At 61.9% G+C, this 15,754-nt stretch carries 17 protein-coding genes and 1 pseudogene; 9 read left to right on the top strand and 9 right to left on the bottom strand.

The genetic code is table 11. From position 1 onward, the window contains the following. The first annotated feature begins 89 nt into the window (after positions 1–89). The 3 genes from RhoBH5_RS10385 to RhoBH5_RS10375 all read left to right on the top strand — a co-directional run bounded on the left by RhoBH5_RS10385 (position 90) and on the right by RhoBH5_RS10375 (position 2,551). Positions 90–683 (top strand): hypothetical protein, encoded by a 594-nt coding sequence (locus RhoBH5_RS10385; protein WP_270008237.1) that lies wholly within the window; start codon positions 90–92, stop codon positions 681–683. A 161-nt stretch (positions 684–844) separates the two neighbouring features. Beyond that, positions 845–1,273, top strand: a complete 429-nt coding sequence (locus RhoBH5_RS10380) for a YciI family protein (RefSeq protein WP_007735729.1) — start codon at positions 845–847, stop codon at positions 1,271–1,273. A gap of 3 nt (positions 1,274–1,276) precedes the next feature. Next, entirely contained in the window at positions 1,277–2,551 is a 1,275-nt protein-coding gene (locus tag RhoBH5_RS10375) for an RNA polymerase sigma factor (protein WP_042922905.1), read from the top strand. Between the two features lie 15 nt (positions 2,552–2,566). Here the strand turns inward: RhoBH5_RS10375 and RhoBH5_RS10370 are convergent, their stop codons facing one another. Beyond that, positions 2,567–2,980 carry a hypothetical protein gene (locus tag RhoBH5_RS10370; protein WP_003942828.1) on the bottom strand — a complete coding sequence of 138 codons (414 nt, stop codon included), beginning with the start codon at positions 2,978–2,980 and terminating at the stop codon, positions 2,567–2,569. A 153-nt stretch (positions 2,981–3,133) separates the two neighbouring features. Here RhoBH5_RS10370 and RhoBH5_RS10365 point away from each other — a divergent pair, with 153 nt between their 5' ends. The 4 genes from RhoBH5_RS10365 to RhoBH5_RS10350 all read left to right on the top strand — a co-directional run bounded on the left by RhoBH5_RS10365 (position 3,134) and on the right by RhoBH5_RS10350 (position 6,472). Continuing rightward, positions 3,134–3,304 (top strand): hypothetical protein, encoded by a 171-nt coding sequence (locus RhoBH5_RS10365; RefSeq protein ID WP_007735738.1) that lies wholly within the window; start codon positions 3,134–3,136, stop codon positions 3,302–3,304. Between the two features lie 58 nt (positions 3,305–3,362). After that, the gene (locus RhoBH5_RS10360) at positions 3,363–4,055 is read left to right on the top strand and encodes a TetR/AcrR family transcriptional regulator (RefSeq protein WP_081377511.1); all 693 of its coding nucleotides are present in this window, start codon (positions 3,363–3,365) and stop codon (positions 4,053–4,055) included. 145 nt (positions 4,056–4,200) lie between these two features. Beyond that, positions 4,201–5,634, top strand: a complete 1,434-nt coding sequence (locus tag RhoBH5_RS10355; RefSeq protein ID WP_143173062.1) for a lipase family protein — start codon at positions 4,201–4,203, stop codon at positions 5,632–5,634. Positions 5,635–5,773: 139 nt separating this feature from the next. Then, complete coding sequence (locus RhoBH5_RS10350; protein ID WP_030537402.1) at positions 5,774–6,472, top strand: type 1 glutamine amidotransferase domain-containing protein; 699 nt, start codon at positions 5,774–5,776, stop codon at positions 6,470–6,472. 81 nt (positions 6,473–6,553) lie between these two features. Here RhoBH5_RS10350 and RhoBH5_RS10345 read toward each other — a convergent pair. The 3 genes and pseudogenes from RhoBH5_RS10345 to RhoBH5_RS10335 all read right to left on the bottom strand — a co-directional run bounded on the left by RhoBH5_RS10345 (position 6,554) and on the right by RhoBH5_RS10335 (position 9,353). Continuing rightward, positions 6,554–7,858 (bottom strand): annotated as a pseudogene (locus RhoBH5_RS10345) (DUF222 domain-containing protein). Positions 7,859–7,917: 59 nt separating this feature from the next. After that, entirely contained in the window at positions 7,918–8,772 is an 855-nt protein-coding gene (locus tag RhoBH5_RS10340; protein WP_054826730.1) for an alpha/beta fold hydrolase, read from the bottom strand. After that, positions 8,769–9,353 carry a TetR/AcrR family transcriptional regulator gene (locus tag RhoBH5_RS10335; RefSeq protein WP_230359246.1) on the bottom strand — a complete coding sequence of 195 codons (585 nt, stop codon included), beginning with the start codon at positions 9,351–9,353 and terminating at the stop codon, positions 8,769–8,771. The genes RhoBH5_RS10340 and RhoBH5_RS10335 overlap by 4 nt, the downstream gene beginning before the upstream one ends. Positions 9,354–9,469: 116 nt before the next feature. On the opposite strand from RhoBH5_RS10335, the gene RhoBH5_RS10330 reads away from it, so the two are divergent. Then, positions 9,470–10,903 (top strand): amidase, encoded by a 1,434-nt coding sequence (locus RhoBH5_RS10330; RefSeq protein ID WP_270008236.1) that lies wholly within the window; start codon positions 9,470–9,472, stop codon positions 10,901–10,903. Here the strand turns inward: RhoBH5_RS10330 and RhoBH5_RS10325 are convergent. From RhoBH5_RS10325 to RhoBH5_RS10310, 4 genes are read right to left on the bottom strand one after another with little or no spacing between them, the layout of a single operon-like run. Next, positions 10,900–11,535, bottom strand: a complete 636-nt coding sequence (locus tag RhoBH5_RS10325; protein WP_007730217.1) for a DUF5701 family protein — start codon at positions 11,533–11,535, stop codon at positions 10,900–10,902. The two genes, RhoBH5_RS10330 and RhoBH5_RS10325, sit on opposite strands and share 4 nt — an antisense overlap. A 10-nt stretch (positions 11,536–11,545) precedes the next feature. Continuing rightward, positions 11,546–12,190 carry a TetR/AcrR family transcriptional regulator gene (locus RhoBH5_RS10320; protein ID WP_054826732.1) on the bottom strand — a complete coding sequence of 215 codons (645 nt, stop codon included), beginning with the start codon at positions 12,188–12,190 and terminating at the stop codon, positions 11,546–11,548. After that, complete coding sequence (locus RhoBH5_RS10315; RefSeq protein WP_007730221.1) at positions 12,178–12,441, bottom strand: hypothetical protein; 264 nt, start codon at positions 12,439–12,441, stop codon at positions 12,178–12,180. Before RhoBH5_RS10315 ends, RhoBH5_RS10320 begins: the two co-directional genes overlap by 13 nt. Continuing rightward, positions 12,438–12,872: a hypothetical protein gene (locus RhoBH5_RS10310; protein WP_054826733.1), complete on the bottom strand. Its 435-nt coding sequence runs from the start codon at positions 12,870–12,872 to the stop codon at positions 12,438–12,440. Before RhoBH5_RS10310 ends, RhoBH5_RS10315 begins: the two co-directional genes overlap by 4 nt. A 140-nt stretch (positions 12,873–13,012) precedes the next feature. Here RhoBH5_RS10310 and RhoBH5_RS10305 point away from each other — a divergent pair, with 140 nt between their 5' ends. Next, positions 13,013–14,341 carry a diacylglycerol/lipid kinase family protein gene (locus RhoBH5_RS10305; RefSeq protein WP_270008235.1) on the top strand — a complete coding sequence of 443 codons (1,329 nt, stop codon included), beginning with the start codon at positions 13,013–13,015 and terminating at the stop codon, positions 14,339–14,341. On the opposite strand, the gene RhoBH5_RS10300 is transcribed toward RhoBH5_RS10305, so the two are convergent. Next, positions 14,322–15,707 (bottom strand): FAD-binding oxidoreductase, encoded by a 1,386-nt coding sequence (locus RhoBH5_RS10300; RefSeq protein WP_270008234.1) that lies wholly within the window; start codon positions 15,705–15,707, stop codon positions 14,322–14,324. The genes RhoBH5_RS10305 and RhoBH5_RS10300 overlap by 20 nt on opposite strands. Positions 15,708–15,754 lie beyond the last annotated feature (47 nt).

Here is a 15,754-nt window from a genome sequence, read left to right as displayed (position 1 = left end):
CCATCATCGAGCCTGATTGTGGCCTACGTCACCAGCGGATTGTAGGAAATCGGAGAGTCTCCCTCCGACACCCGTCGGATCTCCCTAGGATGACGCCGGTGGACAGGGTACATCTCGGGGTGGGTTCGAGCGATTCGAATAGTGGGGCACGGATTGGTGGACGACCTCCGCAGGTTTTCGCTGGTCAGGCGATTCTGCGGTCGCACGAGTACCTTCTGACGCTCGAGGCACACACGGCGCCGTGGCTCGGCGTGCGAGAGCTTTCGATCTTCATCCGTCGAGGTTTCTCCATCGGCGACGACGACCTCGAATACCCGGACATCGGGGTTAGGGCAGTCCTGCACTTGCCGTCGTCACGAAGTGCGGAATCGGCGGGCAGCCATGCGGGCCTTGGCAGCGCGGCGTTGATCAGGATTCCATCGGACGACGAGGTGATGCCGTTGGTGTTGATAGCTCCGCAACCGGTGCTCATTCAGAACGAACCGTCCTACGCCGATGCCGTTGAGGCGGATGGACACAGCTTCCTGTTCCAGATCAACGAAGAGGGGTGGCCGGTGGTTGCCGAGTCCCACCCCGATTTCGTAGAGGAGTACCTATTCGGTTACGGGTCGGTGTATTTCTACGGGAGCACTGACGCGACCGGGCTCGTTCGCGAAGTTGTACCGGGATTTCTCGACTTCTGACCGGCCCGACGGCCCGTCCGCCGATACCGTGGGCAGCGTATCGCGACCGGCGGTTATGTACTCGGAAAAATTGTTGCGGAAGTTTGTCGATCGGTGAGTGCGCCGTTCGACGTGTAAGCAGAGGGACCGAACAGAGCGGTCCACGAACGAAGGAGATTCTCATGAAGTACATGCTGATCATGCGTTCCACCGATGAGGCCATCGAAGCATCCAAGGACATGGACTTCGACGAGATCATCGCGGCGATGGGGCAGTACAACGAGTCCCTGATCAAGGCAGGTGTCTTGCTGGCCGGTGAGGGACTGGCGATGGAGGAGGGATTCATCGTCGATTTCGAGTCCGATCCTCCGCTGGTCTCCGACGGCCCGTACGGGGAGACGAAGGAGTTGTTCTCGGGATTCTGGATCATTCAGACGTCGACCAAAGACGAAGCCTTGGAATGGGCGAAGCGCTGCCCGCTCGGGCCGGGAAGCAAGCTCGAGGTACGCCGCGTGAGCGAGATGTCGGACTTCGATCAGGACAACGAGTACATCCAGAAAGAGGCCGGCTGGCGTGAAGAGCTCGGTACCGATCGTCCGGTCGCAGGCTGAACCATGACCGACGAGGCGGTGCGAGAAGAAACGAGAAAGGCTGTCGACGCGGTCTGGCGTATCGAATCCGCGAAGATTGTCGCCACGTTGACTCGCACCGTCGGAGATCTTGATCTCGCCGAGGATCTGGCCGCGCAGGCTCTGCTCGAAGCCGTCGAGCAGTGGCCCGCGACGGGGGTTCCGAGAAACCCCGCTGCCTGGCTGACATCTGTGGCGACACGACGAGCAATCGACGGGTGGCGACGACGTGAGAGGTTGGACGAGCGCTACGCCCACTTTGCGCGTGAACTCGAGAACGACGCTTCACATTTCGACGACGTCAGCTGGGATCCGGACCGCATCGACGACGATGTCCTTCGCCTGATGTTCATCGCCTGCCATCCCGTGTTGAATCGAAAAGCGCAGGTGGCGTTGACGCTTCGAGTGGTGGGCGGTTTGACCACGGAAGAGATTGCGAAAGCGTTCCTCACGCCGACGGCGACGGTGCAGCAGCGGATAGTCCGCGCGAAGAAGGCGCTGACCGCCTCGAAAGCGGTTTTCGAAGTTCCAGGGCGAGAAGAGTTTTCGAGCAGATTGAGCGCGGTCCTCGGAGTGCTGTACCTGGTGTTCAACGAAGGCTATGCAGCCAGTTCCGGGGACGAGTGGATGCGGGCGGAGCTCAGTGCTGAGGCTCTGCGGCTCGCGCGAATACTCGCCGAATTGGTCCCCAGGGAGTCCGAGGTACACGGCCTTGTCGCTTTGATGGAGCTGACAGCCTCGAGATTCGGCGCTCGGACAACCTCGACCGGTGAACCCATCCTGCTGGCTGACCAGGATCGGACGAGGTGGGATCGCCTACAGATCTCGCGTGGGCTTGCCGCGCTGGAACGAGCTGACGCCGTCGGGCGTGGACGAGGCCCGTACGGCCTGCAGGCGGCGATTGCCGAATGTCATGCGCGAGCAGCAACTTTCGAAGACACCGATTGGAAGAAGATAGTGATCCTCTACGAGGCTCTGGCGCAACTGGCGCCATCGCCCGTGGTCGACCTCAATCATGCGGCGGCGGTATCCATGGCATACGGTCCTGGCCCCGCGCTCGAATTCGTCGACAAGCTTGTCGCTTCAGGTGAACTGGCCGACTACCACCTGCTTCCCAGCGTTCGGGGGGAGTTGCTCAGTCAGCTCGGCCGATCCGAGGAGGCTAGAACCGAACTCCTCGAAGCGGCTCGGCTGGCCGGGAACGAGCGTGAGCGCGCTGTGCTGGTCGCGAAAGCCGATGCGCTGCTGCCGGATCGGTAGTCACGCGATTGTTAGTCAGGGCTGAGTCGGATCATCATTCGGCACCATAGGCGGCATCCCGACTCCGTAGGGATCGAGCATGTCCGATACACGTCGACCCCACCGTTCATGCGCGGACTGACGGGTCATTCCCGCTGCGCGGCCGATGGTTGACCATGTTGCGCCGAATCTACGCAGGCTCATGACGCTTGCCGTCGAATCGATACCTGCGGCGAGCTGAATCCGGAAACAGGCCAACTGCCACGCCATCTGACGCTGCGCCGGGATGTCGGTGTCCTGTTCTGCCTCCCACTCAGGGCTGCCAGGTAAAGGATCTGTTCCGACAATCTTGTCTGCCTGAGTGCCGGCCTCGGTGATCGCGGCGTTGACCGTGGTGATCGCGGCGGTCTCGATCTTCGCAGTCAGGGCGCGTTCGATCAGGTCTTCCATGAGAAGTTCTCCTTTCGTCAGGACTAGCCTGACAGGCGCTGTTGAATTCTGTCAAGAATCCCTGACAGACTTTGAGTTTAATTAATGCACGATTTATTTGTGTACTATCTAAATAGTCTCCGGTTCTGTTGACCGTCGTCGAAGGGGTTGCTGGTGAAAATCGTGGTTTTGTCGTTCCTGGTGGCATTGACTTTGATGACGGTCGGGATCATCGCCGCGCGCAACCGCAGCACTCGACCTGCCGTGACCGGGGCAGTTACTGCGGCGTCAACGGTTCTCGCTGCCGCCTGGACACTTTTTGCCGTGGCCTTCGTATTGGCCTGATCGTGCTGCAGTGCCGATGCGCCGGTAGTGGTGGTGAAGGAACTTCGCAGCAGGTCAGATGCGTTTTGTGTGCGGCGCGATGCCGCATACTCTGGCAGACGTGGCAATCGCTGAAACAGACAGAAATTACGGCGGAAGGTCGGTCGCGGCTCGCAAGGCCGAACGCCGTTCCCTCTTTTTGAATGCTGCTCTCAGCGTGTTTGCAGACCAGGGGTATGCCGGAAGTTCGGTGGCGGATATCTGCGCGTCCGCGAGTCTGGCCAGAAGGCAGTTCTACGACGAGTTCGGTAGTCGCGAGGATCTACTCCTCGCGCTGTATGACCAGATCCAACTCGACGCCAGAATTGCAATGGTCGACGCACTCGATGCAGAGCCTTCGGTCAATCTCCGTGACAAGGCAGCGACGGCCATGGCCGCCTTCGTCGAGTCGGTCGGAAGTGACCCACGACGCGCACACGTTGCCTTCATCGACGTCGTAGGTGTCAGTCCCCGGGTGGAAAAGCATCGTGTGGACCAACGTTCGGTCTGGGCAACATTTTTCGAGTCGATCATCAAAGGGATCGTGGGCGAAGATTACGAACCGCCAGGTGGTTACCGGTGGGCGTCCACCGCCTTCATCGGCGCGCTTACCGCGCTGGTGCACCAGTGGAGCACTGCGGAGCCTCGTCCTCCCGTGTCGGTACTGGTCGATCTGATGACGGTGCTCTTGAATGCGTTGATCGACGACGCGCCCCTTCACACCGACGAATAGGTCACGAACACCAGGGGATTGTAATCCAGCCCACAACGCTCTACTCTCGTCCTCAATGTGTTAGACACTCGCATCTAACTTGTGTGCTCGTGATGAGAACTGCGGCAACACAAGGCAATCTGTGCTTTTCCGGGGAGGAATTGGTATGGGACGACGCTGGACAACTGACCGACAACGCGGGGGCCTCGCAATTGCCGTGATTGCAGTAATCGGGCAGATCGGACTTTCGGCACCTGCCTCAGCGGCCCCGGATGAAGGTGTTCCCGCCCAAATTCAGGTCCAGCCTGCCCTGCCGCCTGCAGTCGCACCGCCTTTGCCTGAACTGGACCAGGCCTTCTATGAACCGCCTGTCGAGGTCGTCGAATCCAGGGAACCGGGTGAGATCATCGCCGCTCGTGCGGTGAATCTCGGTACTCTCAACCTGATTCCGACCAACGTGGATGCGTGGCAGATCTCGTATCGATCCAATAATGCTGCGGGCGAGGCGATTCCTGCTGTCACCACAGTTATCAAGCCGCGTGGCGACACTCGCGATGGGGGCCCGCGCCCGCTGCTGTCCTTTCAGATGGCAGAGGATTCACTCGGAAACTACTGCGCACCTTCGTATGTCATGCAGCAAGGCGCGTTGCCGTGGCTGGTGACGGGCGCTGCGACCGGTGGGGCTCAATTCCTCGAAGTGCAGGCGGCACTGGCGCAGGGTTGGGCATTGTCGGTGCCCGATCATCAGGGACCCAATTCTTCCTTCGCCTCCGGCCCCGTCGCGGCCCGGATCACGCTCGACGGTATTCGTGCTGCTGAGAACTTCGAACCCATGGAGCTGCAAGGGCGGTCAACTCGCGTAGGGCTGCTCGGCTACTCGGGTGGATCGATTCCTACCGGTCACGCAGCTGAAATACGGCAGGAGTACGCGCCGGAACTGAATATCGTCGGAGTCGCCGAAGGTGGTGTTGCCGCGGATCTCGGCGCTTTGCTCGACAATGCCAACAACGCTCTAGGGGCCGGGATCGTCGCTGCCGGTGTAATCGGAGTGAGCCGAGAAGATCCTGAACTTGCAGGCTTCATCGATCAGCACATAAACCCTGCCGGCCGAGCGCTTTTCGCTGCCAAGGACAACCTGTGCATGCTCTGGACGTCGGCTGCAGTGCCCTTCCTCAATATCAAGGGCTTCCTCGATGTCCCGGGAGATCCCGTCCAACACCCCACGGTGAGAGCTGCGCTCTCCCGAGCTGCCATGGGTAAGTCGGTTCCTGACGTGCCGATGTACATCTATCAGTCGAATCCCGACTGGTTGGTGCCTGTTGGCCCGGTGAACAAACTTGTCGATACCTATTGCCAAGATCCTTCTGCGAGTGTCGTTTACACCAGAGACCACTTCAGTGAGCACGTCAGCATGGAAGTCGTCGCATTGCCGAGTGCTCTACTGTGGCTTCGTGATCGGTTCGCTGGTGTGCCTGCTCAGCAGGGATGCAGCACCTTCGACGCTGGATCCATGGCGCTTGATCAGAGGACCTGGCCAGTCTGGGTGGATGCGGTTGGTGAACTCGTCGCGGGACTGTTCGGCAAGCCGATCGGGACCTGACGGGTGACGTGATTCTGCGGTGGTGAGGAATTCTCACAAGGGCAGCGTGTTGCACTGACTGGACGTTATTTCATTGATCGGGCCTTGAAGATGGTGTCTTGTCACCAAGGGGTTCCTTTTACCGACGAAAGGTTGCGCGATGACAAAGCTGTTGTTTGCGGTCACTTCTGCAGATCACTGGACGCTGAAGGACGGAACACCCCACCCGACCGGGTACTGGGCGGAAGAACTGGTCGAGGCGCATCGCGTTTTCGTCGACGCCGGCTACGAGATCGTGATCGCGACGCCTGGCGGTAAAGCTCCCGTTGTGGACGAGGGAAGCCTGGCGCCCGAGGTGAACGGCGGGCAAGAAGGCGCCGACCGTATGCGCAAGTACATCGCCGATCTGCAGCCGGTGCTCGATTCGCCGGAGATTCTGGAGAACGCCGATGCTGCCGATTACGACGTGGTCTTTGTACCGGGTGGGCACGGACCGATGGAGGATCTTGCGGTGTCGGCATCCTTCGGTGAGCTTCTCGTGAACTTCTTGGACGCGGACAAGGTGGTCTCGGCGGTGTGTCACGCGCCGGCGGCACTCCTGCCGGCCCAGAGACCCGATGGAAGCTGGCTGTTCGACGGCTATCAGCTGACCGCGTTCACCAACGAGGAGGAGACGCAGGCTGGTCTGGCGGACAAGGCTCCGTGGCTGCTCGAAACTCGCCTACGCGAATTGGGCGGCAAATTCTCGAAGGCTGAGGCGTGGTCGCCTTATGTCGTGGTGGACCGCAAGCTCTACACCGGTCAGAATCCGGCGTCGTCACGGCCTCTCGCCGAGCGGATTGTCGCCGACTTGGGCTGAGCATGTCTTTTGGCGCCGCATCGAGGTCTCCTCGATGCGGCGCTGGTCCGTGTTCTGTTGTCGCCAAAGAGGTTTGACCTCTCAGGTTTTGAAGGTGGTGTTCGCCGGCCTGGGTTGCTGTCCGGGGTCGATCGAGGGTGGCGGGATGAACCACGGTTTGTTGTCGACACCGATCCGAATCGCCCATTTCCCGACGAACCCGGATTTGCGGTGCATCAGCCGGTGATGTGAACGGCACAGCAGGACCAGGTTGTTCATCACCGTCGGGCCACCGTTCGCCCAGTGCCGGATATGGTGCGCATCAGTCCAGGCGGGCACGCATGTGCAGCCCGGGAAGGCGCAGCCTTTGTCTCGGGCGATGAGGGCGACGCGTTGTTCGGCGGTGACCAACCTCTTCCCTGGTTTCGCATCGAGCGGCGCGCCGTGATCGTCGAGCAGGACGGTGGAGAGGAAACAATCACACCCGAGAAGCCTGGTCTGCGACACCGAGAGTGGCCCGAGCCAGGGCATGTGCCCGACATCGAGATCCGACAGAGACTCTTCACCATCAGCAGTGGAGGGTGTCGCGGCGCAGTCCCGATGCTCAGCGAGATCCCGAGCGTTGATGTGCACGTTCACGTGCGGACGCTGACCACCATCGGTACCGGTCTTGGCGCAGTCCAGCTAACGCCGGATCAGTTCGGTGAACCCGTCCGCAGTGCGTTTCGCCGCCGACCGAGAATCCGGGGTTCCATCCGGAGCGGGGGTCGGCATCGTCAGATTCGACAACGCCGACAACAACATTTCACCGGTCAGGGCGTCGAAATCACCACGCACCACCACCCGACCATTGAGCGTCGACGCGATCCGCAACTCGTTGAGATCGACATCCTCGGCGGGCGGAATCTCATCCGACTCGAACAACCTCTCCAACGTCGCGATCACGTTCCGCACCTTCGTCGTCGTCGCCTCCACACCCGACGCAGCCGCAAGCAGTAGGTCGATACAACGAGGGAGCGCCTCCTCCGGCATGCCCTTCGGTGGTGATTCACAGAACGCCACGATCAACACGGCATGCTCGAACGAGCAATCCCCGCCATCGAACCGAGCAGCCACCGCCGGAAACGGCCGCAAAGCAGTACCCAACGCGGCGATCTTCTTCCCGTCCCGAACCTGCAGCATCGTGTTGGCCGCCAACCAGGACCCCACTCCGCGGCTGGCAATCACCTGATCATCCGGGCGCAACGACAACTCGTCCACCACCGCCACACGCACAGCCTCGAGGCGCAGAATCTCCGCACTCGCCGACACCGCAGCAGCGCGCAACTCTGCAGCAGACAACTGCCACAACCGTCCGCGTAACCCCACCGCAGAACCCGACACCACGTCCGACAACAAGACACTCATTGAATCCCCCGATCCCCTCCCCAAAGGATACTCGAACACGCGTTCGAGTCAAGAGGGAATTAGGCGAGGGCGCGAAGGAGTGGAGTGGGGTCGGCGACGACGAACAGATGGCCGCCTCCGTTGATCTCTTCGAAGCGAGAGTCGGGAATCAACGAGTGTGCCCAGCGGGCTACTTCGATGGGTACGTTTCCGTCGTCGGTTCCGTGTAGGAAAACCGTTGGTACCGAGATCGATTGGAAGAGTCCAGGCACCTCGTGGCGATACCGAGCCAAGTCGACAACCCCTGCGGATCCACCCTGTGCGATCCCTTCGGATGAATCCAACTGGAGAGCGGGGCGATGTACCTCGTCGGTCATGACGGCCTGATCGGCGGCCGGCCAGATCGAGACTGAGTCGCTGCGTAGCTTGGAGAACACTCCGGTTCCTGCGAGCATTGCGCCGGCCACACGGGGAGCCCAGGTGGCGGCAAAGTACAACGCAGATACCAGTTTTATTCTGCGTCGCAAAGTATCTCGCGGTGCCCCGGGGATCATGGCGCACGCCAGCACCAGTTTCGAGACTCGTTCGGGAACGGCTGCAGCGACTGCGAGCGCGTAACCGCCGCCTCCGGAGAAACCCATCAGTGTGGTCGAGTCCAACTCTAGGTGATCGACCAGGGTGACGTAGTCGTCGTCCCAGGAATGAAATCCCTTGTCCGTGTACGGATCCGTGCGTCCGAAGCCGGGTCGATCGGGGACTATCAGCCGCATGCCTGCCGTCGAAGACGCGTTGTGGAGTGAGAGCCCTTCGTATCGGCTGCCAGGTGATCCGTGGGCCACGACTACCGGGTGGCCAGTCGGATCGCCGTACTCGCAGAATGCGATACGACGCCCCGACGCGTCGCGAATTTCGGTTGTGGTCACGCTGCTCGTCATGATGTGGTTCCTTGCTGCGCGATCGACGCTACACCGTCCAGGATGAGGGCGACTCCGAACTCGAACCTTCGGGTGGGATCGTGATGAAGTGCGAACACCGATGCCTCGCGTCGATCGGCAGGTGCGCTGTCGAAAGCGCCGCGTCCCAATTGAATTGCGACGTGTCCGGTGACGAAATCATGCAGCGCGCCGTATGCGTACGTGGCCTGCTCGTCCTCGAGGCCGGCCAAGGAAAGGGCGCTCACGACTCGGTGGGCGGTATCGTCGGCCCCGGGTGCTTCCAGTGATGCCTGCCGATGGGCTTCCAGGACCAGGGGATGGCGCATCAGGAGATCGTGGAGGCCGTAGGCGAACGTGCGGGCAACCCCGCGCCAGTCGGTCGGCCAGTCGATCGACGAGACGGCTTCGCCTACGAGAGTCGAGATCAGATCTCGCCTCAAGGCGTCGATACCGCCGGTTGTGCGGTGGACGGACATCGGCGATATGCCGAGTCGTTCGGCGAGCACTCGAAATGACACCGCATCCAGGCCGTCCGTATCGGCGATCTCTGCCGCGGCATCAAGAATCTGTCTGTGACTCAATGCTTTTGGTCGACCAGCCCTTGCAGAGCTGGTGGATTCGGATACCATGCTGACAACAATAGCGATACGCGTATCGAAATTACAAGTGTCCATCGACCTCCAAGGAGCGCTGCCCGATGACCGATCTCCATCAACTGTCTGCCGTCGAACTTGCCGGTGTGATCGCCGCCAAGCAGGTCTCGATTCCCGAAGTCACCAGGTACTTCGTCGACCGTGCGACCACTGCCGATGACGTCGGCGCCTTCACGACGATCGCCGGGGAGCACGCTGTCGCCCTCGCCGAACAAGCGCAGCGCAGGTTGGACGAGCGGGACGCCGGGCCCCTTCCGCGTCTGTTCGGCGTTCCGACGGCAATCAAAGACCTCGACGCAACGCGCGGCATTCGCACGACCTTCGGATCGGCGCTCTTTCGCGACTTCGTGCCGGACGCTGACGACGAGATCGTCGAGGCGATCCGAGAAGGTGGGTTGATCGACATCGGTAAGACGACGGTGCCCGAGTTCGGGGCAGCCTGTTACACCGAGCCGGAAGTCGCTCCGCCTGCTCGCAGCCCGTTCGATCGCACGCGGAGTGCCGCCGGCAGCAGTGGCGGCGCTGCTGCCGCCGTCGGCGCTGGTCTGGTGCCGTTTGCACAGGGAAGTGACACCGCCGGTTCGTTGCGTTCGCCGGCAAGTACGTGCGGAGTCGTTGGCCTCAAGCCGAGCCGCGGTTTGATCACGATGGGCGTGGCGGGGCATGACAACTTCGGATTTGCGAGCAAGGGGCCGATCGCCCGGACAGTTCGCGATACCGCTGCGCTGCTGGACGTTCTGGCGACGCGACCCGGCGCCGGAACTATCCACCCGCCTCGGCCGAAGTCGTTCGAAGAGTTCGTCGTACAGGCTGGGGGAGTTCAGGCCCGCCCCTTGACCGTCGCTCTTGCTCACGGATCGGTCTCCGGCGGAGCTGTGGATGCGCAGCTCTCGGCTGCTGTATCGAAGGTTGGGTCTGTGCTGGAGGGTTTGGGCCACAACGTGTTCGAGCGACCGCAGGCTCGCGATGACATTTTCATCGATGCTTTCGTCAAGATGTTCTCGTCTTTGGCGGGAACCAAGCCGATCCCGGAGGAGTACGAACACCTTCTGCGTCCGATAGTGCAACACTTGCGAGTTCAAGCAAACGAGGTGCCTTCGGGTGAGCTGGCCGCGGCAATCGGAATTGTTCAGGCCTGGGCGCGACGATGGAGTCTCGACTACGCCGACGCCGACCTTGTTGTCACTCCGACTGTGACGAAGCCGCCGCTTGCGATCGGGGAGTTGCGCAACGACGAAGACCCCGCGACCGAACTGATCGACATGGTCGCTTTCACCGGAAACACCGTCGTCGCCAATGCAACCGGTTTCCCGTCGATCAGTCTGCCACTCGGTTGGACGGAAGACGGCGTTCCACTCGGCATCATGATCTCGGCGAAATGGGGTTGCGACGCGGAATTACTTTCTGCCGCTGCAATGCTCGAGGCCGAGATGCCGTGGAAGGATCGATACCGATTCGACCGCGCAACCGTGCTCTAGTTCGGGAGCGGTACCCGGTCGCTCGCCGATGCGAACCCCAACCACGTGTGGCGGTTACCCCACCAGCACCACCCGACTTTCGGGGCGTTGCGGTTGTCTTTGCCGTCGCGACCGGTTCCGTTGCTGATCCACACGGCGGGAGTTCTGGTGTCGAAGGATCCGTCAGGTTTGCGCAGTCGGGAGCCGATGGTCATGAAACACTTTCCGCGTTCGAGAATGTCGGGGCGCTGCAACAGCCAGTGGATGCCTTCGGTAAGCGTCAGCGGCGTACGGTCTGCGTCGACGATTGCGGGCAATGCTTCGTCCGGGCTCCAGTTGGCCAGGTGATCCCCGCGGTCGACTCCACTGAGCAGATGTAATGGGCTTTCGGGCAGCGTTGCCTGCTCGGTGGGGGCGAACAGATCGACGTCCGCCATGTCGACAACTATGAATCCGCGCTTGTTCTCGAGCTCGAGCAGCGGAGTCAGAACTGAAGCCGGAGCCAGTTTTTCGTGCACGGTGAGTAGTCCGACATCACCGTGCCCGGTTGCGGCCTCCCTGACATCGCCGGCAGAAAGTCCAGCCATCTCGTGAACACCGAGTTCGATCAATCGCTCGGCCTGCTGATCGATGGGCGGGAGGTCGAAATGCATATCTGCGATCCTACCGATCGTGAGCAGAGCGATCGGAGGGTTCGGCCGCGAGGGAAGTCGGCCACGCAACGCCCAACGCGCGCATGATGAACGGGACGGTGGTCGCTACGACGGCGTCCACTCGGTCGCCGGCCATGAGCATCGGGCGTCGGCTTTCCACGCAGGCGAGGATGAGTTGCGCGGATGCGGCAGCATCGGAATCGACAAAGACACCGGCGTCGACACCTTCCTGAACGAGCTGTTCGACCAGAACCGACAGCGGGACAATATGTTCGAGGAAAATTTCGCGATCCTGCGCTGACAACAATTCGACCAACGCGATTCCTGTGAATCGTTGCAGTGAGAATTCGACGAGTGTCAGTTTGACGAGGATTTCGAGTCGGTCCACAGGATTCTCGCGGTCCGCGAGTTCACGCTCGGCCAGGAGTAGGAATCTGTCCATCTCGCGGGTGGACCAGGCGAGCAGCAACGCGGATTTGTCGGGGAAGTAGTTGTACACCGCTGTCCGCGAGACGCCGGCCGCCTGGGCCACGGTCTGCAGCTTCACGTTTTGCCAACCCTGCTCGTGAAGTTCGCGAATGAATGCGTCCAACATGGCTTCTCGGGTGGCGATTTTGTGCTCTGCGGTCGTCGCACCACCGGTCAACTTCGGCATGGTCGATCCTCCTGGGTCTGATTGACGGTCACGGGGAGGTCGAACAGGTCCGCAACAAGGCGCGGATCACCTTGCCACATCGAGACGGGTGCGAGCATCATCTGCTGCGCGATCGAGCGTACGGATCGGCAGACCTCTTGTTCTTCGGCGAGTGTGAGCGTCGTGCGTTTGCGCAATCGCTCCATCTCCGCGGTAGTGAGATCAGTGATCCATTCCTCAGCTGCAAGCGAGAGGGGTGAATCCGGTGTCACGACCGATCCAACTCGGCACTGGAGAACCGCGAAGTCATCACGGACAGCGTGATGACGGCGACGACCGAGACGGCGTGTGCCGCCGCCAGCCAGAGCGACTCGGGTGCATGTTTGTGAAGGGTGGGCGCCATCAGCATGGCCATGAGGAGGGCGAGACTCGACAACATCGCGGGACCGTTGGGGCGGCCGACAAGCAGGCTGACCAGAAGAACGAGCGCGACGACGCTGCACGCCACATCTACAGGCGGGTACGTGGCCGGAACGATTCCGCTGACAGTGTCGGTGAAGTTCAGCCCGATCGACACCAATTGTGCGAGACCTGTCGCGCCGGCCAACCAGGCCGTCCAACGTAGTCCGTGGAGTCCGGCTTTCCGAATGCCGGTCAGGGTTCCTTCGGCGGATTCCCACGCTTCGGACGTCGGTGTTGTCACGGCTACTCCTTTTTATGACGAGGTGTCGTCATAAAGTAGCAGTGCGCGATCGCGAGATTCTTGCCGGTAGGTGACTGGCCTGCTTCGAAGGGATAGCGTCGAAGTACCGGCCGAAATGACAATCGCGGGGAGGTGGCTCGATGACGACCTCTGCCCACACGGATCGGCCCTCGTCGAAACAGAGTTGGTTGGCGCGCGCAGCCTTTGCGGCCCTGGTTCTTGCAGTCGCGGTGCTCCTGATCTTCGCCGGACTGAAAACCTTGACCATGCTGATCCTGGGGATCGGTGGGGTGGTCGTGTGCGTCGTGGCCGTGTACTGGTTTCTGACCACCCGCGGATTCCTCCGCTGGCTCTCGTTGGCCGTGGCGGTTCTGACGCCGATCGTGGTGCTCACCTTCCTGGTCCGAGAACGCCTCCTGTGGGTGGTGCTCCTTGCGATCGGGTTGTTCGTCGTAGCCGGTATCTTCGCTCGCACCGCCTTGGAGGGGGAGGAGAAGGAATTGCCGGTTGTCGAGCGAACTGCACCGCCGCCCGTCAAACCGTTCTTCGTGATGAACCCGAACTCCGGCGGTGGAAAGGTCGAGAAGTTCGACTTGAAACGCAAGGCCGAGGAACGGGGGGCCACGGTCGCACTGCTCGAGGGGCCCGAGAAGATCGACGTGACGGCCTTGGCCAGGCAGGCGGTCGCGGACGGCGCCGACCTACTCGGTGTGGCCGGTGGCGACGGAACACAGGCACTGGTTGCTGCTGTCGCGGCCGAACACGACCTGCCCTTCCTCGTCGTCAGCGCGGGAACGCGCAACCACTTCGCCGCGGATCTGGGGCTCGATCTCGAGGATCCGTCTCGGTGCCTCGACGCGCTCGTCGACGGCGTCGAGGTCACGGTGGATCTGGGAAATGTCGGCGGTCGAACTTTCGTCAACAACGCATCGTTCGGGGCGTACGCCGAGGTAGTCCAGAGTCCGGAGTACCGCGACGCCAAGACCAGCACCTTCTTGCAGATGCTCCCGGATCTCCTCGCCGGACGTGCCGGAGCGGTGCTGACTGCGCGCTCCCCGAGCGTGTCCGCGGTGGGTCCACAGGCTGTGCTGGTCAGCAACGGCCCGTACGAGATGAACGACCTGGCGGGGCTCGGTCATCGGCCGCGATTGGACCGGGGCACTCTCGGAATCGTCGCGATCTCCGTCAGCAGTGCCCGTCAGGCCATCGGGTTGCTCCATCGGGCGCATCAACACGGTCTGGCTCAGGGCACCGGATTCGAGGTGATCGTCGACGCCGACACCGACGAGATTCCGGTCGGCGTCGACGGCGAGGCGCTGATGATGCCAACTCCGGTCAGGTGCACGGTCAGTCCGCAGGCGCTGAGGGTCAGAGTCCCCCGAGATCGACCGGGTATCCGTCGCCCCCAGCACGCCTGGGATCTGGTCCGGTTGCGAGAGTTGGCGAAGTTCAGGAGATCCGGCGCATGACCTGACCGACGGCCAGGACTCCCTGCGGATCATGCGTGTCCGCCAAAGCGCTCAGCCAGTGAGCGGTGTCCTCGTCGTAGGTGCGGGCGATCTTCTCCGGGTCGACGCTCGGCGCGAAGTTGGGCAGTGCATGCCCGTTCGTCCATGGCGCCATCGTTCGTCCGAGAGTCTCGGCGTGCGGGACTACCGCGTCGACCATCGGTGGGGCAAGAACTCCGACGGTGAACAGCGAGAAGGCAGCGTCCCGATGGCAGAAGGCGCTGCGGTGCTCAGGTTCCCGTGCGAGGGCGCCCCCGAGGAGACGTAATTCGACGACGGTTTGGGGTGAACCGGATCCGGGGCCGGCAGCGGCCAGCAATGCGTCGACGGCCTCGTGTGACAGCTCGTTGGTCAATGCCGTGGATTCGTGCGTCGGCATCGGGTCGACGGGATCGGCGTGCACTGCCCCGAGGGCGGCATAAGGCAGCACACCGACTGCGTCGATCAAGGGCGTTGCGATTGAACGGATTCGGTCGATCAGTGACTTGGCATCGGATTCCTCGGCAAGACTTGCGAATCTGACCGCGACGGTGAGCCTGCCGGCCAGCGGCGGCGGAACCTGTGGAAGGGGTGGAAGTTGCAGAAAGGCAAGAGAGGTCGAGCTGTGCTCAGGCAGGTCGGCGCCCCAGTCCAGCCAGGCGTGCGCGACCGCACTTGCATCTGCGCCGTCGAAACAGAGTGCACCGCCGTAGAAGTGGGTGACCGGTAGTAGGTCGATCTCGATGGCTGTGACAATGCCCAGTGTGGCCTTGCCGCCGCGGAGTCCCCAGAACAATTCGGCATGTTCGGCGGGGGTGACATGAATGAGTTCGCCACTGCCGGTGACGATGTCGAACGAACGAACGTGATCCGACGACAGCCCGTACGTGCGCACCATCGGGCCGATGCCGGCGCCGGTGAGGAAGCCGGCGACTCCGACCGTGGGTGAAGAACCTGCCAGTGGCGCCAAGCCGTGGGGAGCGGCAGCGTCGATGACGTCCTGCCAGATCAAGCCCGCGCCGATTCGGGCAGTGCGGTTTTCGGGGTCGACGACGCACTCCGTGAGCCTGCCGGTGTGGACGAGGAGAACGTCACTGCCGAGAGGGACCGCGCCGTGGCCGGTGCGCTGAACACCGACGCGCAGACCCAACTTCGCCGCGAATCGCACAGTTGCGGCAATGTCTTGCGCGCTCTCGACTGCCACCACAGCGCCAGGCGCGACGGGAACCGCTGCATTCCACGGAATCGCCAACTCGTATCCCGTTTCGCCAGGCAGGGAAACGGAGCCGGTCACCTCTGCGCGCAGTGATTCGACCGCGGCGTCGAGCGTGGGGGTTTGAAGGTTCATGGTCTTCCTTTCCTCATCCGTCTTTCGGTCAAGGGAAGGATGTCCGA

Origin of the sequence: Rhodococcus sp. BH5 (genome assembly GCF_027583855.1) — a bacterium.
Lineage (GTDB): Bacteria > Actinomycetota > Actinomycetes > Mycobacteriales > Mycobacteriaceae > Rhodococcus_F > Rhodococcus_F qingshengii.
This window is presented reverse-complemented; position numbering and strand designations above follow the sequence as displayed.